We start from the raw sequence: 26235 nt of genomic DNA on the forward strand, positions 1-26235 counted from the left end.
AATCGATGCATTCTTCCTTTTCAGAACTCACATTCTCTGACTTCAGTTTTCAATCACGTATACTAAAAGAAAATGGAGGTGAGATGTTGAGGATACGCTATGAATTAATCAGATTCAGAAAAGATCTCGCACGTTATACCATGTCCGACTTGCGATACAAGCATGCCCCGAGCATCTGGTCCATTGGCCAAATGTTTGACCATCTCATTTTGGTCGCAGAGGAGTATTTAGAAGAGGCCGACCGCTGCCTACGTGGTGAGGGTGAACTCGGTGGAGAGAAGACGTCTTTTGGAGAAAAGTTGTTCGAACGGGGAGACTTTCCACCGATAAAAATCGAGCTCCCACCTGAGATGAATCAACCACCGAACAATACTGACTCGAAAGATCGATTGCGAGAACGCATGACCATCTTAATCTTAAAGATGGATACGTTGGAATCCCGTTTGAACGATGCAGATGACAATCGAAAGACGCTTCACGGTGGGTTCGGCTGGCTGAATGCGAGAGAATGGTTCAACCTCATCGAGATGCACACGCGGCACCATCGACGACAACAACACGATCTACAGACATGGCTACGACAAAAAGACCTGTGAACGGCGAATCAGCCAAATCACAGGTCTTTTGATTAATCGAGATACACGTCCTCGATTTCACCGAACGAGTCTTCGTCAAAGACGAACGAGCCGTTGGCATAGCGATCGAGTAGCGTAAGGGTTTTTGTCTTTACTTGTTTTGCTTTTTCTTTTCCGACGATATGAAGCGTCTCATCCCCATGCACCGGAAGCACACGACGGATTTGGTGCGGTTTTGATTTGACCTCACGAATGAGCATCGTCCCCCGAAGGTTGCGGTTCGTACAGTCGAACTGGTCCTCGAGCTTCATCTTCTTGACCGCTCCCCGTTGCGTCACAAGAACGAATAATGGTGGCGTGAAGAAGGAGAAGGCATCGGCGACGAGGTCACCGTCTTTCAGGTTCATCGCCTTCACACCGGCTGCCCGCTGTCCGACGACAGGGACATCATCCTCTTTGAACCAGAGCCCATATCCACGCTCTGAAACGAGGAACAACTGCCCTGGACCGTCACTGATCCCGGCGAAGACGACCTCGTCGTCACCTTTCAGCTTCAAGGCCATGAGTGGTTTCGATTTCCGCTGCGCGTCGTAGTCGCGTAACGGTGTACGTTTGACCATCCCGTCTTTCGTCACGAAGAGGCAATGGGCGTCCGTATCAAACGTCGAGACGACGTCTGCCGAGATAACCTGTTCCCCTTCAATCGGAACGAGGTTGGCCACGTGTTGTCCGGCATCCTTCCACTTCGATTCTGGAATCTGATGGATCGGGATGAGGAGGTAGCTGCCCTTGTTCGTCCAGACGAGCAAGTGGTCCGTCGTCATGGCTTGTGTCGTAAGGAGTGTACGATCCTTTTCTTTCATCTCCGGTAAAACGTCACTCGACGCTCCATACGAACGCATCGAGGCACGTTTGACGTACCCGTCACGGCTGACGAATACCATCGTCTCTTCGACAGCAATCATGACTTCCGTCTTCAGTTTCAATTCTTCGACTTCCGATTCGATCACCGAGCGACGGTCATCGCCAAACTCGTCACGCAATGCCGTAAGTTCTTTCACGATCAACTTCCGTTTTGTCGCGTCCACCTCGAGGATGTTTGAGAGGCGGGCAATCTCTTTTTGGAGCGCCTTTGCTTCTTTTTGTAACTCGACGATGTCCGTATTCGTGAGTCGATATAATTGGAGCATGACGACCGCTTCGGCCTGGCGTTCTGTGAATGAGAACCGCTCCATCAGTTTCTTCTTCGCGTCCGCTTTATCTTTTGCGGAACGGATCAATTCGAGCGTCTCATCGAGGACCGAGATGGCTTGTTCCAAGGCGTCGACGATTTCGGCACGTTTCTTCGCCTGCTCGAGCTCGAACGTCGTCCGGCGTGTCACGACCTCTTCGACGTGTTTCAAATAGGCGTCAATGATTGGGATGATTCCCATCTGTTTCGGCGTCCGGTTCACGATGGAGACCATATTGTAGTTATAGGCGAGCTGTAGGTCCGTATGCTTCAAGAAGAAGTGAAGGACACCTTCCGCGTCCGCTTCTTTCTTCAATTCGATGACGACTCGAAGACCCGTCCGATCCGTCTCATCACGGACTTCCGCGACACCTTCGACTTTTTTATCGAGACGGAGCTCTTCCATCTTTTTGACGAGATTCGCCTTATTCACTTCATACGGAAGTTCTGTGATCGTGATCTGTTCACGGCCACCTTTTAATTGCTCAATCTCGGACTTCGCCCGGATGATGACCTTCCCTTTACCGGTCTCGAACGCTTTTAAGATACCGTCTTTGCCCATGACTGTCCCACCAGTAGGGAAATCAGGACCCGTGACGTACTCGAGTGCGTCTTTCGCCGTATCGACCTGGCCCTTCAAGCGTGCGATGGCGAGGTTGAGGACTTCTGTCAAGTTATGCGGTGGGATTTCCGTCGCATAACCGGCCGAAATCCCTGTCGTTCCGTTCATGAGAAGGTTCGGAAGGAGCGACGGCAAGACGAGCGGTTCTTCCGTAGAATCATCAAAGTTCGGTGTATAATCGACCGTATTTTTCGCAATCGACGTCAGCATGACACCGGCAATCTTCGAGAGACGGGCTTCCGTATAACGCATGGCCGCTGCTGGGTCACCGTCCATCGACCCGTTGTTCCCATGCATATCGATGAGCGGATACCGGAGTTTCCAATCTTGCGAGAGACGTACCATCGCCTCATAGACGGACGAATCACCGTGCGGGTGATAGTTCCCGATGACGTTCCCGACCGTCTTGGCGGACTTCCGATAGGGCTTATCGTTCGTATTCCCCTCGTGGTGCATCGCATATAGAATCCGGCGCTGTACAGGCTTGAGTCCGTCACGTGCGTCCGGTAAGGCGCGGTCTTGGATGATATATTTTGAGTAACGCCCGAACCGGTCTCCAACGACCTGTTCGAGAGATAGGTTTAAAATGTGTTGAATCGTCGACATTGTTACATCACTTCCTCAATCGCTTTAGTCACATGTTCATTGGCGATGATCGAATCATCTTCCTGGAGTCCGAAGGCGACGTTCTCCTCAATCCATTCACGACGGTGCGTGACATTGTCGCCCATCAGGACAGACACACGCTTATCCGCAACGGCCGCATCGTCGACTGTGACACGGATGAGTGTACGAGTGTCCGGGTTCATCGTCGTCTCCCATAACTGGTCCGCGTTCATCTCGCCAAGACCTTTGTAGCGTTGGAGGATATAGCCTTTCTTATACACTTTGACGAGCTTCTCGAGTGCCTCTTCGTCCCAGGCATAGTCGAACTGTTCGGACTTGCCTTTCCCTTTTGAGATGCGGTAGAGCGGTGGCAAGGCAACGAACACGCGGCCCGCCTCGACGAGCGGTCGCATATAACGGAAGAAGAACGTGAGGAGGAGCACCTGGATGTGTGCACCGTCCGTGTCGGCATCCGTCATGATGATGACCTTGTCGAAGTTACAGTCGTCCAAATCAAAATCGTGACCGACCCCGGCGCCGATCGCATGGATGATCGTGTTGATCTCTTCGTTTTTCATGATGTCCTGGAGTTTCGACTTCTCCGAGTTGATGACCTTCCCGCGTAGTGGGAGGATAGCTTGGAACGTACGGTCCCGCCCTTGTTTGGCTGAACCACCGGCCGAGTCACCCTCGACGAGAAAGAGCTCGTTCTTAGCAGCATTCTTTGACGTCGCAGGCGTCAATTTTCCGTTCAAGATGCTCGAGCGTTTCTTTTTCTTCCCGTTACGGGCCTCTTCCCGTGCCTTGCGGGCCGCCTCGCGAGCCTGTGCCGCACGAATCGCCTTCTTGATGAGCATCGTTGCCATCTGAGGGTTCTCTTCTAGGAAGATCGTCAACTGTTTCGCCATGACGCTGTCAGCGCTCGCACGTGCCTCCGGTGACCCGAGTTTCGACTTCGTCTGCCCTTCGAACTGGAGGAATTCCTCCGGGATCCGGACCGAGACGATGAGCGTGAGTCCCTCACGGACATCGCCGCCGTCGAGATTTTTATCTTTCTCTTTGAGTAAACCGTTCTTCCGTGCATATTCGTTCATGATTCGGGTCATCGCCGTCTTGGCACCGACCTCGTGCGTTCCACCATCGCGTGTCCGGACGTTGTTGACGAACGAGAGCACATTTTCGGAATAGGCGTCCGTGAACTGAAACGCGAGTTCGATCTCGATCTCATTCTCGACCCCTTCGAAATAGACGATTGGGTGGAGTGTCGCCTTATCGTCGTTCAAGTATTGGACGAACTCGGCAATCCCTTCCTCGTAATGGAACGTCTCTTGCTTCTCCGTACGCTCATCAGTGAGCGTGATCGTCAATCCTTTTAAGAGGAAAGCCGATTCACGGAGGCGTTCGGCGAGCGTGTCATAGTTATACGTCGTCGTTGAGAAGATGGTCGCATCCGGTTTGAAATAGACACTCGTGCCGGTTTGGCGTGTCTTGCCTGTCTCAATCAGTGTCGTTTGAGGCACACCGCCGTCTGCAAAGGTCTGTTCGAACACTTTTCCGTCACGATAAATCGTCACGACGACCTTGCTTGATAGGGCGTTGACGACCGAAGCACCGACGCCGTGGAGTCCACCAGACGTCTTGTATCCGCCTTGTCCGAACTTTCCTCCAGCGTGAAGGACCGTAAAAATGACTTCTGGGGTAGGCTTTCCAGAGGCGTGCATTCCTGTCGGCATCCCGCGGCCGTGGTCACGGACCGTGATGGCATCGTCCTTATGAATCGTCACATCGATTTGACCGCCGAACCCGGCGAGCGCCTCATCGATCGCGTTGTCGACGATCTCATAGACGAGATGGTGAAGTCCGCGATGGTCGGTTGACCCGATGTACATCCCCGGTCGTTTCCGCACGGCCGTGAGTCCTTCGAGCACCTGGATGGCGTCTTCATTGTAATTAAATAGATCTGTTGACATAGCAGTCACCTCAATTTCGAACACACGTTCGTTTTTCTTTCCTATTGTATAGCTGTTCATCGATTCTGGCAAGCCTCCCTTGTCAGCCATCGCTGAAAAAAAGGAGACCTACCAAGGAGGTAGGTCTTATCCGAGTAGACGAGCATGCTCCACGTACAGGCAGCGGTTCTCGATATAATCGAGCCCGGCGTCACGCACGATTTGCTCCGCCTCAGCACTTGAGAGACCGAGCTGGTTGAAGACGAGCCCGACATCCCCATGTCGTACCGCATCTTCCGCGACGCCCGCTAAAAATTCGCTGCGACGGAACACGTCGACGATATCGATTCTACCCGGGATGCTCTCGACGGACGGATACGCCTTACGGCCGTTCCACTCCTCGAGCATCGGGTTGACAGGGATGACGGTATACCCGACACGAAGCAAATACTCCGCAATCTGGTTGGCCGTCTTGTTCGGGTTGTCGGACACACCGACGACCGCGATGGTCTTCGCTTCAGACAAAAGTTGCTTCAAACGCTGATCATCCATCCAAAATCCCCCTTTGGTTTACGTTTACAGTGTAACGTTACCTTCCTTCCTGTTTCAAGTCTTATTTTCATCATAAGGTATAATGACTCAACATTACAATTTCAAGACAAACCAATATGGTTTACATAACAAATTATTGTCTACCATTTATTTTGCTATAAAACCAATCAGTCGATTAACCACTCGATTGAGATACAATCACGCAATTCATGTACATTGCGTGAAATATCTATTTCACGCAATGATAGATACGAAAACAATACGTTTTTTGAGGCCACTTTATGGACTTTTATACAAATTTAATCATTGTTTCGTTATACTAAAAGAAAGGAGGTGTGTGATGGGAACAACCTATGAAACTCGTCGAGGAACACTATATAACGAACGAATTACTTTTTACGGCAATGTCATCGCCTGGTTGGTCCACTTCCTATTTTGCATCTTGTTTTATCGTTTGGATATGATTCTCTTATTCCTATCAAATGGCTTGAGTGTGATCTATTATACGATTTCATTCTACTTTGTACATAGACGGTGGTACGGCATCTTCTTTACCGGACTTTTTATCGAAGTCGTTTACAACGCCGTCATCTCGACCGTCATTCTCGGTTGGGAGATCAACATGCATTATTTCATCCTCATGATGGCCTATGGTGTCTTTTTCATGCCAAGCGTATCAAGAGGCCAACGCATCTTCACCACGGCCATTGCCATGCTGATTTATAGCCTTCTATTCATCTATGTATCTGACGGCATCGAGACCTTACCGATACAGATAGAACAAGCGCTCGGACTCTTTTGTATCCTATCGACCGTGATGATGATTGCAGGGCTCTCCTTTATCTTTGAGTCAGCCGTTGTCGAAGTGACAGATGAACTCGAACAATCTAATGAGCGATTGCAAATCCTAGCGTCTACGGATGGATTGACCGGACTATTGAACCGAAAAGTTGGGCATGAACAAGTTTCTAAAGCAATCGACAAAGCCGCTCATGAAGGCGTTCCGTATGCAATCGTTCTCGGTGACATCGATCGATTCAAATCATTTAACGAGACTTACGGACATGATTGTGGGGACCGGGTGCTACAACAAGTCGCCAGCATCCTATCCGACGTCGACGGCATTGTAGTCCGATGGGGAGGCGAGGAATTCCTGATTTTCTTTTCGAGTCCATGCGATAACTTCCTTACAATCGCCGAACAATTGAGACAGCAAATCGAGTCAATCCCTCTCTATTACGCGGGGGAAAGACTTCAGGTCACAATGACATTCGGACTTGCGGTTCGTACTGGTCACGATACGGTAGAAGAGATTATAAAAGAGGCAGATGACTTCCTTCGTGAAGGGAAGCGCAACGGAAAGAATCAAGTGAGAACCACATGAAGAAAGGGGCATTCCATGAGTATTTTCGGTCAACTTGGACAGCGGCAGACACCGACGACGACGAAACGCTTCGAGTTGAACGGGTTGCACCGACTACCCGCATTCATCCAACAGTTTTTTCATCATTTAGCAGCAAAGCACTACTCCAAACAGACGGCCCAACGCTATGTGTATGATGTTTTAGATTTCTTTCGTTGGGTCGAGCGCGTGAGCGGTACCGAGTTAGAGTCTGAAACGATTGACTTGGGATCATTCACAGAGATTGACCATGCCGGTGCAGAAGCGTATGCGACTTATCTTGCCCTCGATCTCGAAAACGCTCCAAGCGTCATCAATCGGAAGCTTTCAACGTTACAGTCACTCTTCAATTACTTAATCGAGACCAATCAAGCGACGGTGAATCCCTTTCAAACCGTGGAACGTCCGAAGCGCGGCAAACGGAATCCCGTTTATTTGACGGAATCGGAATGGCTCGATTTCTCGACGCTTGTACGTAGCAACGTCGGCATGACGAATCGCGAGGCGAGTTGGTACGAACTGAATCGTGCACGTGATTTTTTAATCATACAGTTACTCGGACTAACAGGTATGCGCGTATCCGAGCTTGCCGGACTCAATTGGTCCGATATCAATCTCGAGACCGGGACGATTCGGGTCATCGGTAAAGGGAACAAGGAACGATTGATCCCCATCGCAGGACCACTTCTTCCGCTCCTCTCTGAATATCGCCACGCGTCGAGCGAAGGTGCGGTGTTCCAAAATGAGAAGGGAAATCGAATCGCTGTACGAACGGTTCAACATATGTTGAAAGGTCATATTGACCGTTTGAAGCCTTACCTTCCGTTCTTGAGCCATAAACAGGTGACGCCGCATAAGTTGCGTCACACCTTCGCCTCACGTCTCGCGATGGGCGGGGTCGATGTGCTCACGATTCAGCAGCTTCTCGGACATGAATCTGTAGCAACGACACAAGTCTATGCCCATATCGGAGACGAACGGAAAAAACACGCAATATCAGGTTTACAATAATATGTTATGTAAACTATATATCCAAATATAACCACCACCTATATGATGGGTGGTGGTTATATTTATATGCTAGACATTGACAATATCAATATGGCATCATCGATGACCATAAAATAGGCATTGTCATATGCGAAACGTTCTTCAGATTTCAAATCGAAGATCACGACACCGCTCGTTAGCCCTTCCGTATATTCATGGACGAGATAGCGGTGACCGATGACGCGTTCGAACGGTTTCACATCGATATAACGCGCACCGGTTGCTAGGTCGATGACTTCTGAGTGCATATCAGTCTCATCGACTTTGATGAAAATCGTCGAACTAATATCATCGTATGTGAAATCAATCGGTTCATAGGCACCCCAATCGACGACCGATACTTCATGCAAGACATCGGGAGCCGTCAAATCATAGATGACCTCCTCATTCAACGCGTCAACAAATGCGGAGAATCGAAGCGTCCCTTCATTTTCTCCTAGATATTGGACCGTGTCCCCTTCCCCTTGGAGACGGAGAATATCATCGAATGGCAATTCATCCCGTTGATCCCATATCGCCTCGACCGCCTCTTCGAGTGGGCAAATCAAGAGTGCCTCGGAATGGTCAATCGGGTCGTCAGGAGAGATGCGCCCATCATCGAGTGCATTATAATAGTCAAACTCATCGAGTCTTGCGTTACAGACGATGTATGGAACACCAGCGAATGTGGTCGTAAACAAATATAATTCTCGGAATCGTTCCGTCTTACCGACGAGGCGCTCATCTCGAATACGCTCCCGTTGATTGGTCACCCGGTCATAAAGCCATGCTTCATCCGATGATTCAAACGCCGTCAAAAAGAGGAAGTAACGATGATCCAATACCCAGAACAATGTGCTATTCCCACGCTTCTCAAACGTCGTGATAACTTCTTCGGTGCCTGACTTGTAAGAGAAGGCGATCAATTCTGTCTTGACCACCCCTTCACCTTCCGGGACCTCATTTATAAAATAGACGATGTCTCCATCGACGAAAAGCTTGGGATAACCATAATCCGCGTACTCCCTCCGGTTCAATTGTGTGATCACGCCGTCCTCTTCGTCAAAGCGATAGAGCGAGAATGTCGTTCGATCCATCTTCTCGCGATAGTAGACAGAGGAAGGGGTAACGGCGATCACATCTTCATGATCGATTGGCATGGCTCGTGCGTCAACGATTCTCATAAAGCACCTCTCTCTTGTCCGGATTCAGCGGGTTCGACTGTAACAAGCCCAGGTGGTCGTTTCGGGAACGTGATCCGTAGATGAGCATATTCGATCACATCCTGATGCGGATGATTCTTGTCGATCCAGCGAATCCGTTGTTGATTCGCGAGAGCATGTCCAATCTTTTCTTCCATTTGGAATTTGGAGATGTCTCGAAACGCGACTTCTTGAATGTACGTCTCTTCATCGGTCTCAAACTGTTGCCAGATTCCCATGATCAATTGACCGAGGGCTGAGACACGCCGTTCAGGGAGCGTGATCGTCCCTAGTGTTCGACTCACTTCCTTCAGACACTCGTTCGGGTCGTCCGAGGCGGCAAATAGTCGTTTTGCCGTATTGTTCATGACGCGATAGCGACGTTTCCCACTTTCGAGCCTAAGCACCTGCGCGTACGGTTCAACCGGTACACCATGAAAAAAGGTTTCGGTCCCACCCCATGCGAATCCAAATGACGGATCGAACTTCCGGATTGTCTGCATGAAGGACATCATAAAGTCCTCGACTTCTCGCCTTTCGAGTCGAAGCCATTCGGCCAGGGCGAGGGTTCCTTTCTCTTTCGAAATCCGATCCACCGGGAAGAAGAGCTCACCATCCGATAGACGATGAGGTTTCAATTCAACACCGTCAGCACGATAATCGGTCGACGGCCTTCCCCCTCTCCCCGCGTAGATGACCCACTCATCGTCTGTGCTTTCGATGGCATAGGCTTGATGTGCCCACGGTGGCGTCACATATAAGGCGGGATACTCCTCGAAGGTGTCGAGGTGAATGTACGAACGGTCATTCCAAAGGTGTGCGACGAGGCGTACGACCTCCCCTGTCTCCGAATCTTTTGGGGCGATGTAATTTCCGGTATCTCCGATGAACGTCAAAATGTGAAAACCATACCCGTTATACAGGTGACGCACAATTCGTTCAAAGACGGCGGTCACCATGCGTTCAAATAACGGATGATCTTCATTCCGATTGAGCGTTGGCGAATCGACCGTACACATGAGCCAACCCATCCGCTCATATAGACGAACTCGGAGCGGATAAGAGATCAACGGAGAAGAACTCGCATGAATCTCAGTCAAGCGGATATTGGACATGTTTTCGACTTGCAAGGTGAAGCCGCTACGCCTTAACTGTTCCTCCATCTTTTTCTTCCAGTTGATCGTCTCCATCCCATCCACTCGCTTTCTCTCATCATCTCATTGTGAATTTTTCCCGATTCTCGTTTTACACAAACGCTTTTCGTTCCATTTGCGCGCTCAGTCGCTGAATCGCCTCGTCCAATAGTTCACGACGTGTCCCAATATTCATCCGTTCGAATGATTCACCTTGAGGACCGAACGGACTACCCGGTGACAAGAAGATTCGGACGTCTTGATGCAGCCAAGACTTCCGCTCCTCGGCTGACATCGGAAACTCCGAGAAGTCGAGCCAAAGCAGATAACTCGCTTCCGGACGTGTCGTATGGAGCATCGGAAGGTTTGATTCGATGGAATCGACCACGTCATTCATTTGTTGCTCCAATTCTTCTCGCAACTGGTCGAGCCAACGTTCCGCGCGGTTGTCGGTATACGCGGCGATGATAGCCGTGTTCGCGAACGGTGTCGGGAGCACATGATGTTTGTTCTGTACTTTCGTGATTTGCTTCCGCCACTCATCGACCGGACAAATGATGTAGGACGCAAATAATCCGGCGATATTAAATGCTTTTGAGGGCGCACTTACCGTGATGACACGCGAGTCGAGTGTGCCGATTGCGGTATGTTTATGAGACGGGAATGTCAAATCTGCATGAATCTCGTCAGCGACGACAATCACCTCATATTGATCCGCGAGTTCTACGACCTTTTCTAGTTCTGCTCTCGTCCAGACACGCCCAACTGGATTATGTGGGGAACAGAGTAGGAAGAGTTTCGCTTGTTTCATCGCTTCCTCGAGTGCGACAAAATCCATCTCGTAGCGCTCGTCAATTTTTTTCAACGGGGCATCGAACACTTGTCGCTTGGAACCGACAACGAGTTCGTGGAATGGTGGATAGACAGGTGACTGGATGACGACGCCATCTCCGACTTCAGTCAACGCCTCGACGATATGCGTCAACGCAGGCACGACACCGCTAGAGAATAACACATGGTTCGGGTCAACAATTAAATCGTGACGTCGGCCGTACCAATCGCTCACCGCTGTTTGCGCTTCAGGTGCGAACAATGTATACCCGAATTCCCCTTGAGCGGCTTTTATAGCGAGCGCCTCGGAGATGGACGGTGCAGTACGGATGTCGATATCCGCTACCCATAGCGGTAACACGTCTTCTGACAAACGGAACCATCGCTCCAACCCATCCCACTTCACCGAATTCGTCCCTTTACGTTCAAGTTGTTGTTGTAAAATTGATTTCATGTTCATCCCTCCTCCTCTTACTGTATCAAAGTTGATTCGACTACGTGCCAAAAAAAGCATGGCAGTTTTTTGCCGACTTCGTTATACTCGATCGAGATAAGAAAGGAGGCACATCAATGCGTGTTACCGTCATTCGAAATAAACGAAGAAAAAGAGCTGCCTTTTATGTTACACCGGAAGGAATCGAACTCCGAGTCCCGGCACGATTGCCAAAACGTCTCGTCGACCGCGCACTAGAAGAGCACGACACATGGATTCGTGAGACGTTGCAGAATCTTCCTCAACAGATGTCCGTTCTTGATCGCGGACTTGTGCTTCACGGAGAGCATTACCCGGTCAGAAGAGACAGCGGGCGGACGCTTCGGCATGACGGCACGTCTTTTTGGGTTCCGGAAGCATGGGACGACGCTACACTCTGGAAACAGTATGAGATTTGGCTTCGTGAACGTGCCTTACACTATGCGATCGAGCGGGCACCAATTTATGAAAAGATCTTAGGCGTTAAAGCGAAAAAGATTCGTATCGGTCACCAAAAGACACGCTGGGGATCATGTAGTTCGAATGGAACCATCTCCATTAATGTTCGCCTCATGCTGGCGCCAAAAGAGATGATGGACTACGTCATCGCTCACGAATGGGTGCATCTCGTTCACTTCGATCACTCCCCTTCTTTTTGGAGCACGTTACAAACGATCTATCCGAATACCGCTACAGCAAAAGATTGGTTGAAACGACATGGACATACGTTACGACTCAAAAAAACCGACTGACCCCGTGTAGGGTCAATCGGTTCACAGGTTGGATGTAAATGTGTCGGCCGTATCATGTAACTCGGCTGCTGCCTGCTCGAACGTTTGGAATCGCTCCATCGTCTGTTCCATCGTTTTTGCACTTAACTGAATCTCTTGATTGGACGCAGTGACACCTTCTACAATTTTCCGAAGCTCGACGTTCATCCCTTCCGTGTTCGAGTTGACGTCGATGACCGCACGTTCAACCATACGGGAGAGGTTGCGGACCTCAGTCGCAACCACATTAAATCCAAGCCCGTGTTCACCTGCTCGTGCCGCTTCGATGGCAGCATTCAGGGACAATAGATTCGTTTGTGCCGCAATCTCTTTGATCGACGAGGCAATTTTCGCGATGTCATCGGCTTGACGACGCAAGTTCTGAAGGGCATGGAGGTTGTCCGCGGCATCTTTCGCAAGCTTTTCAATCGTTTCATTCAATACTTTCGTGTCTTGCATGCCTGTCTTCGCCCGTTCGTCGAGCACATCGGTCATCGATTTAAAGCGATACGCATAATCCTCAATCACTTGTTGCCGTGCGGTGATGTCCGATGCGATCTTGACGACACCGATGACATCATCTCCTTCAAAAATCGGCATATACGTCGCCTCGAGCCAAATGGTTTCCCCTTTTGCATTCTCACGCTCCACTTTATCCGAGAAACTGAAACCATTCCATAATTTCTCCCAAAATGCCGAATACTCTGGACTATTGACAAAGGAAGAAGGGCAGAACAAGTGATGCTGCATGCCAATCATCTCCTCGCGTCTATATTTCATTGCTTTCGCAAACGTATCGTTCACATCGACGACCCGGCGTTGACGATCAAATAGAATCATCGCCATATTCGTTTCAATGGATTGAAAAACGTCTGCAGATTGAATTCCTTTTTGGTTCAAAGTACTCATTATAGATAGCAACCTTTCTTATTCTTAGGATGTTCGTACGAAATCGTGAATTTCAGTGTAACGTATCCCATAACATTCCATTACTCTCTTTTTATACAGAAGGTCAATATCTTGGTTTTGAAGTATTTACCAAATAAAAAGACGCCGAGGGCGCCTTTCACTCATCTAAATCAGGAAAATAGGAGAAAAACGTTTCCGCCCCTGCACTGCTCAGTTTGAACGTTTGGTTTCGTGTTTCATCCGTCACATAGACATCTACTTTTTTAGACCGTTTCTTGAAGCTTAACTGAAACTCTTGCCCTTTCCATCCATCTATGATGGTGAGAATGGGATAGTCCCCCACTTCTCCAGCTCGATCCACCGGTTCTGCCTCCTCAAATGCGTTCATCAAATCAGACATGTCGATTCCAGCCGCACGCAATGTATCCGGATAATTCAATGTGGCCTCCGCATCTAACGGGTTTTTATGGAGAAAGAAAAACGGACCTCGCGGAACGGAAGGATTTGCAATGAGTCCTGCTTCAGTAGATTCTTTAATGGACTCTTTCGTGGCAAACTCGCCCTTCGTGTACGTCAAGCTGACTTCTTCTTTCACACGCTTTCCATTTTTCATGTATGAGAATATGTAAAGAGGTGTCTTAACTCCCGGCTCTAATGTATCCGTCTGGAGGACCCGTTCGACTTGTAATCCTTCGAACTGGATGGGGACATGTGCGCCGTCTTTCTCATCCCATACAAGGAACGGTTGAATGGATGTCGTACCGTTCGTAGTTTCGAAGTAGAAGTGGGCGGCTTCCAATTTGTCATTATATCCGAGTGCAATCTTTGCGGTTCCCATTTGCGCATTATATGGTTCAATGGTTGAGATGGGAAAGATTCCTTCCTGTTCACCTACTGTTAACGCAATCGCGCCATTCAAGGGAGAAGTCAAATGAACCATCGTGTCTTTGAACAGGTTGATGGGCATCCCGAGGTACTCGGATGGGTCACTCTGTTCTGCGACTTCTTCTTCCTCTTTCGTACCCGCTTTCATTTTCGGGACGTTCGGAACTTCGATACCTGCTGATAAATCAAGGAAGTCCGGTAGTTCATCAATCTTCCCTAATTTCATGTTGGAATAGTCTCCGTCATAGCAAATGGTGTAGTTTTCTTTTCCTTTCAAGAAAGTCACCAATTTATATGAGCTCGGATCATAATCTGATATCATGACTTTCCGATTCACCGCATATGAATTGAAAACCGTTACATCCCCCTCGATCTGAGTGAGCGGTTCACCCGTACAAGCGCCGAGAATTGCAGTCGACCACGTCTCCGACTCGGCATCCATCTGATTCGAATACAAATCGCCCACGTTCCATTGCTCAGGCATATAGTCCAACTTTACGACATCCATCTGTTCTCCAGCACAACCCGACAAAATCCCGACTGTGCTTAACATCAATAGCATTCGTTTCATCATGACTCTTTCACCTCCGGAAATAGATCCAAGAACCGTTCCGCTCCTTTGCTTGATAATTTGAATGTTTGATCGCGGAGCGGGTCCGTCAGATAGACATCGATTTTTTTGAATCGTTCCTTGAAACTTAACTGAAATTCTTGAGCACCCCAACCATCGATGATCGTGAGACGCGAATAGTCAGTCACATCTCCAGCACGTTTGACAGGTATTGCGTCATCAATCGCATTCATCAGATCTGATATGTCGTTCTCTTCAGCCATTAGCACGTTTGGGTACTGAATATCGAGCGCACCGTTTAATGGCTTCTCATGAACATAAACGAATGGACCATTTGAATCGCTCGCGTTTTGAACAGGATCATGTGTCGAAAATTCACCATTCAAATAAGTTAAACTGATCTCCTCATTCACACGTTTCCCATCTTCAATGAAGGAGAACGTGTAGAGAGGCGTCTTGACACCAGGTTTAAGAATGTCTTCCCGAAGTACCTGTTCTACTTGTAGCCCTTCGAATTGAATCGGCATGTGTTTATGCTCTTTTTCATTCCACACGACTAAAGGAAGTATGGTCGTCAATCCATCTTCTTTCTCATAATAAAAATACGCTTCTTTCGATTGTTCGTCATACCCAAGCGCGATTCCTACTTCTTCCGATTGGGCACTAAATGGCTCTAAATGTGAAATGGGGAACAGTCCTTGTTGATCTCCAATCGTTAAATCGATTTGGCCATATAATGAGGGTGTCACATGAATCATCGTCCCCTCGAGGAGACGGACGGGCATAGAATAGTAATGACCTTGGTCTTTCTGTTCCATTTGTTTCAATTCTTTATGTGTACCTTTACGAATCGTTGGCGTACTCAAGATGTCGATCCCTTCTTCCGTATGAACGAAGTAAGGGAATTCATCTATCTCTTCTGCCCTGATTTGTTCAGAAGCACTGTCATAGCAAACGGCGTATGGTCGATTTCCTTCCATATACATCACGTTTTTATGTGCATCATCGAACTTTCGATTCAATTCATACGAATGATAGACGGTGACGTCTTCTTCGATTCGTGAAATTGCTTTACCAGAACACGCATCCAATAAATCAGGAGTCCAAATCACCGACTTGGCATCCATATGACCTGATTGAAGATCTTTCACATTCCAATGCTCCGATATGTAATCTAGCTTTACGACATCCATCTGTTCATCATCACAACCTGTCATCAAACCAATACAGCAAATGAATATAAGGATTCGCTTCATAATGTTTCCCTTAGGCGCGGAAATATGTCTAAGAACGATTCCGCTCCTTCGCTCGATAATTTAAATGTTTGATCGCGGAGCGGGTCCGTTAAATAGATATCAATTTTTTTCGAACGTTTTTGATGGCTGATTTCGAACACTTGACCCTTCCAACCGTCTGTTAAAGTCAAATATCGATATTCTGAATCTTCTCCGCGGCGATCGACGGGGTCTGCCTCATTGATGATGTCGAACAATTCTTTCGCTTCCTCTTTCGTGGCCTCACTATACTCTGCGAATTCCATCGCCCCTCCATCGTATGGTTTGCGATGGACGATGACCCTTGGCCCGGCTTCTTCAACAGGCAACCAATCCTCAAACATCGGATCTGGTTCTTCTCCTTCTTTTAAAAACAAGCCAGGAGCGAATCGAATCGTCATCGTTTCGGTCACATGTTTCCCGTTTTTCAGATACGAGAAAGTATAGAACGGAGTTTCCTCTTCTTCGTTCAGTTCACGAGCTGTCGCGACAGTCTTGATCTCTAACTCGGAAAAGACGGTATTCTCTTTTGACTCCGGGTCCTCTAACTCATCAAACTCAATCGGTTGAGGCATGAAAAATTGACCGTCAAACGAGTAAAGAATATATGGACGAAACGTCTTTTTATCATATCCGATGGCAATCTGTTGATTCGGCATCTCAAATCCTCGCGGCTCGAACTGCGCAATCGGATAACGGATCACCTTGCCACCGAGTTTCATTTCAAGTTCGCCGTAGAGCGCCGGTTCGATTTCCAGTAACGTATGCGGGAACGAGGTGATGGAATTCCCGTCAAAATCCAATCCTTCTGCTTCCACCAACTTGTCTTGTAACGCAGAAGATGTCTGATGAATACGAGGGAGTCGTGGAAGTCGAATTCCGTCACTTGTATTCACAAAGTCTGGAAACGAGTCAATCGCTTCCGCCATCAGTTGATTCGTGTAGCTTTCACGACATACGGCATACCGTTCGTCACCTTCTAAGTACGTCACGACTTTCATCGTATATGGGGTCATGGCTGAAACAGGCTCGGTTCTCCCTGCAATCGCCGTTTGATATACCGTGATGTCACCCTTTAATTCGGTTGCACGCTCCCCTTCGCATGCAGCCAATACTTCTTTTGACTCATGAACTTTAATCATCTCTCCTTCTTTTGAATAGCTTTCCACGTTCCATTGATCCTCTATGTAATCTAGTTGAATGACTTCTATATTAGATGCCCCACAAGCGCTTAAAAATGAAGCACTAAGTAACATCATGATTCCTCTTTTGTACAAAATATCCCCTCCTATAATCTCATCATCCAATTTTACCATTATCTAACTATCCTATACGAAAAAAATCCGCTCACGTTTCATGAGCGGATGGTAGAACAATCATTTACTTTGGTCGATGGCACGTTGCAATCGGGACTCGACGTCTAACGCGACGGCTTGTAACGATTCGTCATCGATGAGGCGAATTAATTCAGTCGGTCTCGGCATACCAATTTGGGTATGGTCTTCTTTTTCGAACACCGCGATTTTGCATGGAAGGAAGTAGCCTCCTTCTAATTGTTGCGACAGCACTTCTTTTGCCGCCTTCGGATTGCATACTTCTAAGATACGATACTTCCCATCAATCCCCTCTCCCTTTTTCTCGAGCGTCTCACTCAAATCAAAGTCCCAGAGCACCCCGAATGATTCTTCTTTCAATGCTTCTCCGAGACGAATGACAACATCATCCACGGTACGGTCAGATTGTACGGTATAATCAAACATCTTCATTCCTCCTTATCTGGTTACTCATGAAATCTGTACCCGAACGAAGTCATGCTCAATCAAAAAGAAACTGTATGTGATTTGAAACATAATCACGCACTCGAACGTATAAAAGGAGATAATAGTTAGAACCAAACTGATGTAAAGGAGAAGTGGTTGTCGTGACGGTCACGGTATTCACGCATACGAGCTGCAGTTCTTCCAGAAAAACGATTGATTGGTTACGGGAACAAAAAATTCCCTTCATCGAAAAGAAATTGACAGACCAAGGTTTATCCTTCGGAGAATTCAAAGAGATGTTGAGCCTGACGGAAAATGGGACGACGGACTTGTTGTCGGTCCAAAAGAGTGTCTATAAACAAGCGGCAGAGAAACTAGATGAGATGTCGATTCGTGAGCTATATAGCTTCGTCGCCTCGAATCCTCAAATCCTGAAAAGTCCGATCGTCTTCGACCATCATCGCATCCAGGTCGGTTTCAGTGAAAAAGAGATTCGGACGTTCATCCCGAGACATGACCGCATCGCTGAACTGAAACGTCTGCTCCATAACGCATAAATCGTGTCGCTTTCACGACACGATTCTTTTTATGCCTTTTTCAATTTTGCCGCCAGTCGATTCCCGAAGGATTGGATGGACTGAACGAGGAGGATGAGGACGAAAATGGTCACGTACATGACTTCCGGTTCGAAACGAAGGTGTCCGTATTGATAGGCGATGTCCCCCAGTCCACCTGCCCCGACGAGTCCCGCCATCGCCGTCGCTCCAATCAATCCAATTGTCGCAATCGTCAATCCGAGAACGATAGAAGAACGTGCTTCACGGATTAACACATACCAGATGATTTTTCTCGTCGAGATGCCCATCGCTTCATACGCCTCGATGACCCCGCGGTCGACTTCGAGTAGTGCCGACTCCATGAGTCGCGCAATATACGGGGCGGTGAAGACGATCAAGGGGAGCAAGACGCCCTGCACGCCGATTGTCGTCCCCATGATGAACCGTGTGAACGGCAAGATGAAGAACAACAGAATGATGAACGGGATGGAACGGATGACGTTGATAACGCTCGATAAGCCACCATAGACGAATCGGTTTGCGAGTCTGCCATTCGGTCTCGTCAAAACGAGCAACGTCCCGAGCGGCAATCCGATCAAGGTCGAGATCAAAAGCGCGATGCTCGTCATCGTCAACGTTTGAACCGTTCCTGTCCAGATTAAGTCACCCCAGTCTGTCCAAAACTGTTGCATGGTTTGACACCTCCCTCACATGTACGCCGCTCGTCTTCAAATAACGGACGGCGAATTCCGTTTGATCATGATCCCCGTCAAGATGGACAAGTAAGTTTCCGACAAGCCCCGCCTTTAACTTCTTGATTCCGCCTCCGATGATGTTCGGAAGGATGCCGAACCGCTTGGTCAATTGTGCCAGGACTGCTTGTTCTGTCTGACTGCCGATGAACGACAAGTGGACGAGCGTTCCCCGAGTCTGGAGTTCCGAGACGACTTCTTCCGGCACGTCGAGGTTTGTCTTAAGAAACTTCTGGGTCGTCTCGTGTGACGGATTGGAGAAGACGTCTAGTACGTGTCCTTGTTCAACGATTTGGCCACGATCGATGACGGCGACCCGGTCACAGATTCGTTCGATGACTTCCATCTCATGTGTGATCAAGAAAATCGTCAATCCGAGCTCGCGATTGATTTCGAGCAGTAACTCTAAAATCGACTCGGTCGTCTCAGGGTCGAGTGCACTTGTCGCCTCATCACTGAGGAGAATATCAGGCTCGTGGGCGAGCGCTCGCGCAATGGCGACACGTTGTTTCTGTCCACCTGACAATTGTTCAGGGTAATGGTTCCGATGTTCGCTCAGTCCGACGATTTGGAGATAGCGGTCGACCCGTTCACGGATGACCTGCTTCCCGAGACCTTCGAGACGAAGCGGGATGGCGACATTCTCTTCGACGGTCGCAGTCTTCAGCAGGTTGTAGTGCTGAAAGATCATACCGATTCGCTGGCGTAACGTCGACAACCCTTTCTTTTTGAGGAGCGTGATATCTTGTCCCTCAATCTCGACTACACCTGATGTCGGGCGCTCCAAAAGATTGATCATCCGGATGAGCGTACTCTTACCGGCACCACTTCGTCCGATGATTCCGAAGATTTCCCCTCTCTCAATCGTGAGGGAGACATCATCAAGTGCCGTGATCGTGTCTCCGTTGACCTTGAACTCCTTGGTGATTTGTTTCAGTTCAATCATAAGACCCCTCCTTAGAATGCCGGCACGACCGAACCATTGAATTCTTCTTCGATGAAGGCACGTACTTCATCTGAATGATAGTAAGACTTCAGCGTCTTCACGACTTCATCTTCTTTATTGGCTGAACGGACGACGACATAGTTCGGATACGGGTTATCGACCGTATCTTCATGGAAGAGGGCATCTTCATTAATGGATAGACCCGCTCCCATCGCGAAGTTCGTGTTGATGGCTGCGAGTGCCACTTCAGGGAGTTGCGTCGGCAGTTGGGATGCTTCAAGTTCAATAAATTCGAGGTTGAGCGGATTCTTAGCAATGTCGCGCTTCGTCGCTTTATCCGTCAATCCTTCTTTTAACGTGATGAGTCCGGCCGTTTCGTATAATCGTAGCGCACGGAGCTCGTTCGCCGGGTCGTTCGGGACGGCTACTTTATCGCCCTCCTTTAAGTCCTTGATATCCGTCAATTTCTCTGAATAGAGCCCCATCGGGAAAGCGACCGTCTTGAAGACGTCGTCAATCTTATATCCCTTGTCCGCTTTTTGCAGTTCGAGGAACGAGAGCGTCTGATAGCTGTTCACGTCGAGACTTCCTTCGTCGAGAGCGGTGTTCGGGGTGTTGTAATCATTAAATACTTTGATATCGATTTCGAGCCCATCTTCTTTTGCGAGCTCCTGTACTTTCTCGGCGATTTGCTCGTGTGGTCCACCAGTCACGCCGATCGTTAGCTCTTTCGTGCTTAGCGTCTCGCTCGCCTCGGATTGTCCGCACGCCGAGAGTGCGATGGCCGCAAGGATAGATGTACCTGCCAAAATTGTTTTTTGTTTGATGTTCATGAATGATTCCTCCTCCAAATGAAAAGCCCGCTACTCAAAAAGAGCGGCGGGCACGACACGTGAAAGTCGGACACGCTCATCTCCCAGACGTTTCGTCTGTTGGAATTAGCACCATGATCATTTCTGATCTGGTTGCCGGGTTTCATCGGGCCAGTCCCTCCACCACTCTTGATAAGCAATCGGTTCTATTATTTTGTTATTATATTACTGATAAAAGAATTATTTGTAAACTATTTCTTGAAGATTTCTTAAAATTTCTTTTAATCGTTCAGCATCTTCAATCTTGTGAATGCCTTGAATCGTCATTTCTTCGACGACATAATCGACCAATTCATCGACTTGATCAAAGCGAATCCCAAGTTGGTCAAGTGACGTCGGAGCGGCGATGGCGTGTAGCCAATTCTCAAGGATTGAGGCGTCTTCGGATGAGGTCAATCGTTCTTGAACGATCAGCCCGAAGCCTACCTTGTCCCCGTGCAACCAATGATGCGTCGAATCAAAACGACTGAGTGCGTTATGCACCGCATGGGCGACGGCGACTCGGGTGCCGGCGTTACCGAATCCACCAACGGCACCACCGATGGCGAGGACATGATCGACGATAGATCGGATGTCCGTGCCATAATGGCGAAAATCATCTTCACGAATGGACAAATCCATCAACGCTCCGCATTGCGCCGCAAGTGAGAGCCCCGACTGAATCCCTGCGTCCCTTGATGTTGTTCCGCTAATATATCGAGCCTCGAACCACTTTGAGACCGTATCAATGACACCAGCCTTAAAATAGTCGTAAGGTGAATCACGTAACAGTCGTTCATCCGCGATGACGCGCTCGATGACGACGGGGAACGTATCATATCGTAAATATGTACCGTCTTCTCCATAGATCACGCTGAGCGGGGTGAAGGCGGCACAGTTTGACACAAGTGTCGGAATGACGATGAGCGGGACCGACTGGGTAAATGCAATCCGCTTCGCCGTATCAATCAATTTACCGCCACCGACGGCAATCCAGACGTCAGGTCGATGCGCTTTTAGTCGTTCGACTTCTTCGTCTGAACATTCCCCCTTGAATCGTACGCTCGGAATTTCTGCTAGACGAGGAGACACGCGAATCGCTTCACCGTATCCGTTAAATCCTTTCAAAACGAGTGCATCCCGATTCCCAATCTGTGAGTAAAGTTGATCGAGCGCATCGTTCGAATGGTCGTATTCCAGCACCGCTTGTCGAATCATTGATGGACCTCCTCATAGGCTGCAAACAGTCTCTCAATCCGTTCTACCGCTTCATCAATCTTCTGTTCAGACGAGACGAGACCAAAGCGGATGTGGTGCTCCCCCTCCGTTCCAAAAAAGTAGCCCGGTGTGACGGCGACGCCCGCCTCATGTAGTAACTTCGTCGAAAATGATTTTGCATCGCCTTCAGGCACTCTCGCCCATACGAAGAAAGAACCTTTTGGTGCCTCAATCTCCCACCCTGCCCGGCGTAACCCATCAATCAATCGGTTTCGTCTTGTTTCGTAAAGCGAGGCTAGGTCGTCACGTATGTCACGCGGGGATTCTAACGCCACGATGGCTGCCTCTTGAATGGCAGAGAACACAGAGACGTGGACATGATCTTGGTACGTATTGATCGCCTCGATGATATCTGCATTTCCGACTGCGAACGCGACACGCCATCCCGACATGTTGAACGCCTTCGACATCGTATACACCTCAATCCCGATTTCTTTTGCCCCGTCTGCTTGGAGAAAACTTGGCGGGACATGCCCATCAAAGCCAATACTTCCATAGGCGAAATCGTGTACGACCATCAGATCATGGTTTGTGGCGAATTTAACCGTCTCCTCAAAGAAGGCTGGCGTCGCGACAGCGCCGGTCGGATTGCTCGGGTAGTTCAAATACATAAGTCGTGCATGAAGCGGATCGAGCGTTGCGTAATCTGGGAGATAGCCGTGCTCTTCCTTCAACGTTAAATCGATGATGTCCGCTCCGGCGAGACGCGCTCCCGAGATATAATCGGGATAGCCAGGGTTCGGGAGCAAGATGCCTTCACCCGGCTCAAGAAGACACTGAGGCAAAGTGATGAGACCCGATTTGCTGCCAATCAAAATCGCCACTTCTTTTGCTGGGTCGAGGTCGACTCCGTATTCACGTTGATAGAATGCGGCCACGGCTTCTTTTAGTCGAGTCTGTCCTCGGAACGGTCCGTATTGATGGGTCGTCGGGTCTGTCAATGCTCGTTCAAGCGCTTCACAAATTGGAGCTGGTGTCGGTAAGTCGGGTGTGCCTTGTCCGAGTCGGATGACGGTCTTGCCACTCGCCTCGACTGCCGCGACTTCTTCTGCTAATCCGACAAAGTGTTGTGTCGGTAACGATTTTAATAGCTTGGAACGTCTGTCTGCCATGATGGGTCCTCCTCATACGAAAAAACACCCCTTCCTGAGGAAAGGGGTGCTCGATACAGACGTATGTAGTCAACCACCTTTCCATCTCTCAAGGTCACCTTGCTGGAATTAGCACAGTATTTTGCAATCTGTTGCTGAAGCTTCATCGGGCCAGTCCCTCCGCTTCTCTTGATAGAAAGTGTCATTCGTTATGTAATTTTTGTATGTCCCTAAGTTAACCAGACATTCCCAACGGTGTCAAACTTTTTTTTCAAGGTGAACATCTATTGAATCCTTTTCAAAAAACATTCATAGTAAAAGAGTAGAAAAATTATATTTGTATGAGGGGATAGAGCATTGGAGCTTAATCGTCAACTTATTTGGAAACTGAGTGTAATCGGACTGATCTTGCTCGTCTTATGGCGGGTCATCAGTGAACCAGATACCATCTCACGTGTCTTACAATACACGTTTCAGTTACTGACCCCCGTCATCATGGGGATTGCCATCGCCTTGTTACTCAATACCGTACTCTCTTACATTGAAGAACGGTTCCATTTGAAGCGATATCAAGGATTACTCATCGTCTATATCACGTTCATCGGCCTCTTGGCGATTTCGGTCGTTATGTTGTTCCCGCGGATTTACTCGAGTCTGTCATCACTCATCAATGAGTTACCGGTTTATATCCGTCAAATCGACGTGTTTTTAGGTGAAGTGAACAATTACTTGAAAGACTATAACGCGACGATCGCCCAAGCGATTGATTTTGCGCGCTTCGAGGATCGTTACTCTGGATGGGTCGAGACGGCCGTCCTCTCTTCCGTTAGTTATGTCTCTAGTTTTACAATGACATTGATCAACTTCTTGATTGGGATTGTCATCTCCATCTATTTGTTAAAGGACAAAGAAGTCTTCGCTCGTATGTTCAAGCGTCTTCTCTATGCGCTATTACCCGTCGGCACTGCGAAGACGACAATCGATATCTTTCAAGAAATGGATTATATCTTTAAGCGATATATTATTGGGAAGTCGCTCGACTGTCTGATTATTGGAGTGCTAGCAGTCATCGGACTCTTGATCATCGGGGCCCCATATGCCCTACTTCTCGGAGTCATCGTCGGCGTCCTAAACTTCATCCCATATGTCGGACCGCTACTCGGGATGATCCCGGCGTTTATCATCACTTATTTTTATGATCCGTTCACCGCCGTATTGGTACTCTTGTTCATCTTCTTGTTACAGCAGTTTGACGGATTGTGGCTCGGACCGAAGATTCTCGGAGATAGTGTCGGCATCACACCATTTTGGGTCATCACATCGATTATCATCGGAGGAAGCCTGTTCGGCCTCATCGGGATGTTCGTGAGCGTGCCGATCACGGCCATGATTCAAGTCGTCTTGTCTCGCCTCATCGATTATCGACTGAACCGAAAAAATCTAAACGAATTACTTTGATTCACCTCATAAATTTGTTGACACATTGAGGAAATGTGTCATACAGTTGAGGAGAAGAACACAATTAACAGAAAGGAGAGGTTCCCATGTCAGTAGTATCTTCGAAACCATTCACTCAAGTTCATACTGATTGGCAGGCACCTCTTCGATTGATTCATATCTAAGACGCCTGCCTATCGAGGCATGCATAAACAACGTGGGACGTCGTATGCCTTCATGCATATGACGTCCCTTTTGTGTCTAAAATTAAATAAAGCAGGTGACCTGTATGTTTCAATCACTCAAGCGGCTCGACCGCAACATTTGGATTCGTTTTTTAGGGGAAACGATTACGGGAATTATGATGTTCATGATTGCCCCATTCCTTGTTCTCTACTATAGTGACCAGTTAGATAGCTACCTTCAAGTCGGAATCATCATGGCGACTGGCCCAATCATGGCGCTCCTCGGTTCGATGATCGGAGGACGTCTAGCAGACCTGTATGGTCGAAAACCAATCATGATGATCGCAATCATTGGGGACGCACTTGCCCTCATCGGATTTGCGTTCGCCGACTCGTTCTGGCCGCTTCTTTTATTGAACGCGATGCTCGGACTGACGAACTCGCTCTTCCACCCTGCCGCAAGCGCGATGGTCGCCGATGTCACGGAGCCAGAGCATATGAACGAAGCGTTCGGACTTTTACGGATGGGACATAACATCGGCGCTGCATTCGGTCCACTTCTTGGTAGTGCGGTGCTGTTCATCGACCGCGAGCTCATCTTCTTTGCGGCGGCATTCGTCTTTGGACTATATGCGATTGCGCTCGGCACGTTCATACATGAGTCGTTGCCCGAGTTTACGGAAGATGAGACTCCAAGCAACCGGGAAGTGTTGCGCGTCTTTTATAACGATCGCGTGTTTCTCGTCTTCATCTTTGCGGGTATATTCATATCAATGGGATTCTCCGTCGTCGAGAGCATGCTACCACTCTTTTTAAAAGAATCGCTCCCGACGTATACCGCACAACAGAACCCATTTCCGTATCTGTTAGCACTGAATGGAATCATGGTAGTTCTTTTCCAGTTCCCGATTGCTTCAAAACTCGGGAACAAGCCGTTCGGTAAGGTCATGTTAGCAGGAGCGACCGTATTTGGTATCGGTATGATCTTGCTTGCGATTGTGCCTAGAGCCTTGTTCGCACTCGATACCCCTTACGTGCCACTCGTCGGGATCTTACTCGCCGTATATGCGTTTTATACGTTAGGTGAGATGATCATGTCCCCTGTTCAGCAGACATTCATCGCCTTGATCGCACCGGAGAATATGCGTGGTGCCTATAACGGTGCAGCGAGTATCCAATGGCTGATCGGCGGTGTCACGGCACCAATCATCGCAAGTGTCTTTTTTGACAATCGTGCCGGACACATCGCTTTGATCCTCATCGGTGGAGCGAGTTGTTTATCAGGCATCATCTATTGGCAGCTCGGACGTCATGTCCAAGCGACGGAAGCAAAGCAAAAGACGGCTTAACCGCTCATTGACCACA

23 protein-coding genes and 2 riboswitches are annotated in these 26235 nt (G+C 48.6%); of the genes, 7 read left to right on the forward strand and 16 right to left on the reverse strand.

What is annotated here, in order from left to right:
- Positions 1-83: 83 nt before the first annotated feature.
- Positions 84-596: a DinB family protein gene (locus KNO65_RS00615; protein WP_214781146.1), complete on the forward strand. Its 513-nt coding sequence runs from the start codon at positions 84-86 to the stop codon at positions 594-596.
- A 32-nt stretch (positions 597-628) separates the two neighbouring features.
- On the opposite strand, the gene parC is transcribed toward KNO65_RS00615, so the two are convergent.
- The 3 genes from parC to KNO65_RS00630 form a co-directional block, all read right to left on the reverse strand.
- The gene (gene parC / locus KNO65_RS00620; RefSeq protein ID WP_214781148.1) at positions 629-3034 is read right to left on the reverse strand and encodes a DNA topoisomerase IV subunit A; all 2406 of its coding nucleotides are present in this window, start codon (positions 3032-3034) and stop codon (positions 629-631) included.
- A 2-nt stretch (positions 3035-3036) separates the two neighbouring features.
- A complete protein-coding gene (gene parE / locus KNO65_RS00625; RefSeq protein WP_074037925.1) occupies positions 3037-5004 on the reverse strand; it encodes a DNA topoisomerase IV subunit B in 1968 nt (655 codons plus the stop codon).
- A gap of 126 nt (positions 5005-5130) precedes the next feature.
- Positions 5131-5535, reverse strand: a complete 405-nt coding sequence (locus KNO65_RS00630) for a CoA-binding protein (RefSeq protein WP_074037001.1) — start codon at positions 5533-5535, stop codon at positions 5131-5133.
- 340 nt (positions 5536-5875) lie between these two features.
- Between KNO65_RS00630 and KNO65_RS00635 the strand changes: the two genes are divergently transcribed.
- Positions 5876-6919: a GGDEF domain-containing protein gene (locus KNO65_RS00635; RefSeq protein WP_214781150.1), complete on the forward strand. Its 1044-nt coding sequence runs from the start codon at positions 5876-5878 to the stop codon at positions 6917-6919.
- Between the two features lie 15 nt (positions 6920-6934).
- Entirely contained in the window at positions 6935-7948 is a 1014-nt protein-coding gene (locus tag KNO65_RS00640) for a tyrosine-type recombinase/integrase (protein WP_214781157.1), read from the forward strand.
- A 62-nt stretch (positions 7949-8010) separates the two neighbouring features.
- Here KNO65_RS00640 and KNO65_RS00645 read toward each other — a convergent pair whose 3' ends face one another.
- The 3 genes from KNO65_RS00645 to KNO65_RS00655 are packed head-to-tail and all read right to left on the reverse strand — an operon-like array spanning position 8011 to position 11586.
- Complete coding sequence (locus KNO65_RS00645; protein ID WP_214781159.1) at positions 8011-9150, reverse strand: hypothetical protein; 1140 nt, start codon at positions 9148-9150, stop codon at positions 8011-8013.
- Complete coding sequence (locus KNO65_RS00650) at positions 9147-10358, reverse strand: hypothetical protein (RefSeq protein ID WP_214781161.1); 1212 nt, start codon at positions 10356-10358, stop codon at positions 9147-9149. The genes KNO65_RS00645 and KNO65_RS00650 overlap by 4 nt, the downstream gene beginning before the upstream one ends.
- Before the next feature lie 55 nt (positions 10359-10413).
- Positions 10414-11586 carry a MalY/PatB family protein gene (locus KNO65_RS00655; protein ID WP_214781163.1) on the reverse strand — a complete coding sequence of 391 codons (1173 nt, stop codon included), beginning with the start codon at positions 11584-11586 and terminating at the stop codon, positions 10414-10416.
- A 116-nt stretch (positions 11587-11702) separates the two neighbouring features.
- On the opposite strand from KNO65_RS00655, the gene KNO65_RS00660 reads away from it, so the two are divergent.
- Complete coding sequence (locus KNO65_RS00660; protein ID WP_074036996.1) at positions 11703-12356, forward strand: M48 family metallopeptidase; 654 nt, start codon at positions 11703-11705, stop codon at positions 12354-12356.
- 21 nt (positions 12357-12377) lie between these two features.
- On the opposite strand, the gene KNO65_RS15750 is transcribed toward KNO65_RS00660, so the two are convergent.
- The 5 genes from KNO65_RS15750 to KNO65_RS00685 form a co-directional block, all read right to left on the reverse strand.
- Positions 12378-13283 (reverse strand): methyl-accepting chemotaxis protein, encoded by a 906-nt coding sequence (locus tag KNO65_RS15750; RefSeq protein ID WP_214781172.1) that lies wholly within the window; start codon positions 13281-13283, stop codon positions 12378-12380.
- A gap of 157 nt (positions 13284-13440) precedes the next feature.
- Positions 13441-14742: a hypothetical protein gene (locus KNO65_RS00670; protein ID WP_214781174.1), complete on the reverse strand. Its 1302-nt coding sequence runs from the start codon at positions 14740-14742 to the stop codon at positions 13441-13443.
- Positions 14739-15995: a hypothetical protein gene (locus KNO65_RS00675; RefSeq protein WP_214781176.1), complete on the reverse strand. Its 1257-nt coding sequence runs from the start codon at positions 15993-15995 to the stop codon at positions 14739-14741. The genes KNO65_RS00670 and KNO65_RS00675 overlap by 4 nt, the downstream gene beginning before the upstream one ends.
- Positions 15992-17290 (reverse strand): hypothetical protein, encoded by a 1299-nt coding sequence (locus KNO65_RS00680; RefSeq protein ID WP_214781178.1) that lies wholly within the window; start codon positions 17288-17290, stop codon positions 15992-15994. The genes KNO65_RS00675 and KNO65_RS00680 overlap by 4 nt, the downstream gene beginning before the upstream one ends.
- A 99-nt stretch (positions 17291-17389) precedes the next feature.
- Positions 17390-17773 (reverse strand): DUF302 domain-containing protein, encoded by a 384-nt coding sequence (locus KNO65_RS00685; RefSeq protein ID WP_214781180.1) that lies wholly within the window; start codon positions 17771-17773, stop codon positions 17390-17392.
- Positions 17774-17934: 161 nt separating this feature from the next.
- Here KNO65_RS00685 and KNO65_RS00690 point away from each other — a divergent pair, with 161 nt between their 5' ends.
- Complete coding sequence (locus KNO65_RS00690) at positions 17935-18330, forward strand: Spx/MgsR family RNA polymerase-binding regulatory protein (RefSeq protein ID WP_012726343.1); 396 nt, start codon at positions 17935-17937, stop codon at positions 18328-18330.
- Positions 18331-18359: 29 nt separating this feature from the next.
- Here KNO65_RS00690 and KNO65_RS00695 read toward each other — a convergent pair whose 3' ends face one another.
- The 5 genes from KNO65_RS00695 to KNO65_RS00715 all read right to left on the reverse strand — a co-directional run bounded on the left by KNO65_RS00695 (position 18360) and on the right by KNO65_RS00715 (position 23269).
- On the reverse strand, positions 18360-19022 hold the full coding sequence (locus tag KNO65_RS00695) for a methionine ABC transporter permease (protein WP_012726344.1): 663 nt from the start codon (positions 19020-19022) through the stop codon (positions 18360-18362).
- Positions 18994-20028 carry a methionine ABC transporter ATP-binding protein gene (locus KNO65_RS00700; RefSeq protein WP_214781182.1) on the reverse strand — a complete coding sequence of 345 codons (1035 nt, stop codon included), beginning with the start codon at positions 20026-20028 and terminating at the stop codon, positions 18994-18996. The genes KNO65_RS00695 and KNO65_RS00700 overlap by 29 nt, the downstream gene beginning before the upstream one ends.
- 11 nt (positions 20029-20039) lie before the next feature.
- Positions 20040-20861: a MetQ/NlpA family ABC transporter substrate-binding protein gene (locus KNO65_RS00705; RefSeq protein ID WP_214781184.1), complete on the reverse strand. Its 822-nt coding sequence runs from the start codon at positions 20859-20861 to the stop codon at positions 20040-20042.
- Between the two features lie 73 nt (positions 20862-20934).
- Positions 20935-21039: riboswitch (SAM riboswitch) on the reverse strand.
- A 41-nt stretch (positions 21040-21080) separates the two neighbouring features.
- On the reverse strand, positions 21081-22097 hold the full coding sequence (locus tag KNO65_RS00710; protein WP_214781186.1) for an iron-containing alcohol dehydrogenase: 1017 nt from the start codon (positions 22095-22097) through the stop codon (positions 21081-21083).
- Positions 22094-23269 (reverse strand): aminotransferase class I/II-fold pyridoxal phosphate-dependent enzyme, encoded by a 1176-nt coding sequence (locus KNO65_RS00715; protein ID WP_214781188.1) that lies wholly within the window; start codon positions 23267-23269, stop codon positions 22094-22096. The genes KNO65_RS00710 and KNO65_RS00715 overlap by 4 nt, the downstream gene beginning before the upstream one ends.
- Positions 23270-23347: 78 nt before the next feature.
- Positions 23348-23447, reverse strand: a riboswitch (SAM riboswitch).
- 158 nt (positions 23448-23605) lie between these two features.
- On the opposite strand from KNO65_RS00715, the gene KNO65_RS00720 reads away from it, so the two are divergent.
- Together KNO65_RS00720 and KNO65_RS00725 are read left to right on the forward strand one after the other, a co-directional pair.
- On the forward strand, positions 23606-24706 hold the full coding sequence (locus KNO65_RS00720; RefSeq protein WP_214781190.1) for an AI-2E family transporter: 1101 nt from the start codon (positions 23606-23608) through the stop codon (positions 24704-24706).
- Between the two features lie 268 nt (positions 24707-24974).
- Complete coding sequence (locus tag KNO65_RS00725; RefSeq protein WP_031423648.1) at positions 24975-26219, forward strand: MDR family MFS transporter; 1245 nt, start codon at positions 24975-24977, stop codon at positions 26217-26219.
- Positions 26220-26235: the final 16 nt, after the last annotated feature.

It is taken from the genome of Exiguobacterium sp. S3, from assembly GCF_018617295.1.
GTDB lineage: Bacteria > Bacillota > Bacilli > Exiguobacteriales > Exiguobacteriaceae > Exiguobacterium > Exiguobacterium profundum.

Excerpts from the sequence above, each read along its gene's own strand:
- KNO65_RS00675 (WP_214781176.1), bottom strand. The coding sequence starts at position 15,995 with ATGAAGCGAATCCTTATATTCATTTGCTGTATTGGTTTGATGACAGGT.
- KNO65_RS00685 (WP_214781180.1), bottom strand. The coding sequence starts at position 17,773 with ATGTTTGATTATACCGTACAATCTGACCGTACCGTGGATGATGTTGTC.
- KNO65_RS00715 (WP_214781188.1), bottom strand. The coding sequence starts at position 23,269 with ATGGCAGACAGACGTTCCAAGCTATTAAAATCGTTACCGACACAACAC.
- parE (WP_074037925.1), bottom strand. The coding sequence starts at position 5,004 with ATGTCAACAGATCTATTTAATTACAATGAAGACGCCATCCAGGTGCTC.
- KNO65_RS00700 (WP_214781182.1), bottom strand. The coding sequence starts at position 20,028 with ATGATTGAACTGAAACAAATCACCAAGGAGTTCAAGGTCAACGGAGAC.
- KNO65_RS00640 (WP_214781157.1), top strand. The coding sequence starts at position 6,935 with ATGAGTATTTTCGGTCAACTTGGACAGCGGCAGACACCGACGACGACG.
- KNO65_RS00670 (WP_214781174.1), bottom strand. The coding sequence starts at position 14,742 with ATGATGAAACGAATGCTATTGATGTTAAGCACAGTCGGGATTTTGTCG.
- KNO65_RS00710 (WP_214781186.1), bottom strand. The coding sequence starts at position 22,097 with ATGATTCGACAAGCGGTGCTGGAATACGACCATTCGAACGATGCGCTC.
- parC (WP_214781148.1), bottom strand. The coding sequence starts at position 3,034 with ATGTCGACGATTCAACACATTTTAAACCTATCTCTCGAACAGGTCGTT.
- KNO65_RS00650 (WP_214781161.1), bottom strand. The coding sequence starts at position 10,358 with ATGGAGACGATCAACTGGAAGAAAAAGATGGAGGAACAGTTAAGGCGT.
- KNO65_RS00655 (WP_214781163.1), bottom strand. The coding sequence starts at position 11,586 with ATGAAATCAATTTTACAACAACAACTTGAACGTAAAGGGACGAATTCG.
- KNO65_RS00645 (WP_214781159.1), bottom strand. The coding sequence starts at position 9,150 with ATGAGAATCGTTGACGCACGAGCCATGCCAATCGATCATGAAGATGTG.
- KNO65_RS00725 (WP_031423648.1), top strand. The coding sequence starts at position 24,975 with ATGTTTCAATCACTCAAGCGGCTCGACCGCAACATTTGGATTCGTTTT.
- KNO65_RS15750 (WP_214781172.1), bottom strand. The coding sequence starts at position 13,283 with ATGAGTACTTTGAACCAAAAAGGAATTCAATCTGCAGACGTTTTTCAA.
- KNO65_RS00705 (WP_214781184.1), bottom strand. The coding sequence starts at position 20,861 with ATGAACATCAAACAAAAAACAATTTTGGCAGGTACATCTATCCTTGCG.
- KNO65_RS00630 (WP_074037001.1), bottom strand. The coding sequence starts at position 5,535 with ATGGATGATCAGCGTTTGAAGCAACTTTTGTCTGAAGCGAAGACCATC.
- KNO65_RS00660 (WP_074036996.1), top strand. The coding sequence starts at position 11,703 with ATGCGTGTTACCGTCATTCGAAATAAACGAAGAAAAAGAGCTGCCTTT.
- KNO65_RS00615 (WP_214781146.1), top strand. The coding sequence starts at position 84 with ATGTTGAGGATACGCTATGAATTAATCAGATTCAGAAAAGATCTCGCA.
- KNO65_RS00695 (WP_012726344.1), bottom strand. The coding sequence starts at position 19,022 with ATGCAACAGTTTTGGACAGACTGGGGTGACTTAATCTGGACAGGAACG.
- KNO65_RS00635 (WP_214781150.1), top strand. The coding sequence starts at position 5,876 with ATGGGAACAACCTATGAAACTCGTCGAGGAACACTATATAACGAACGA.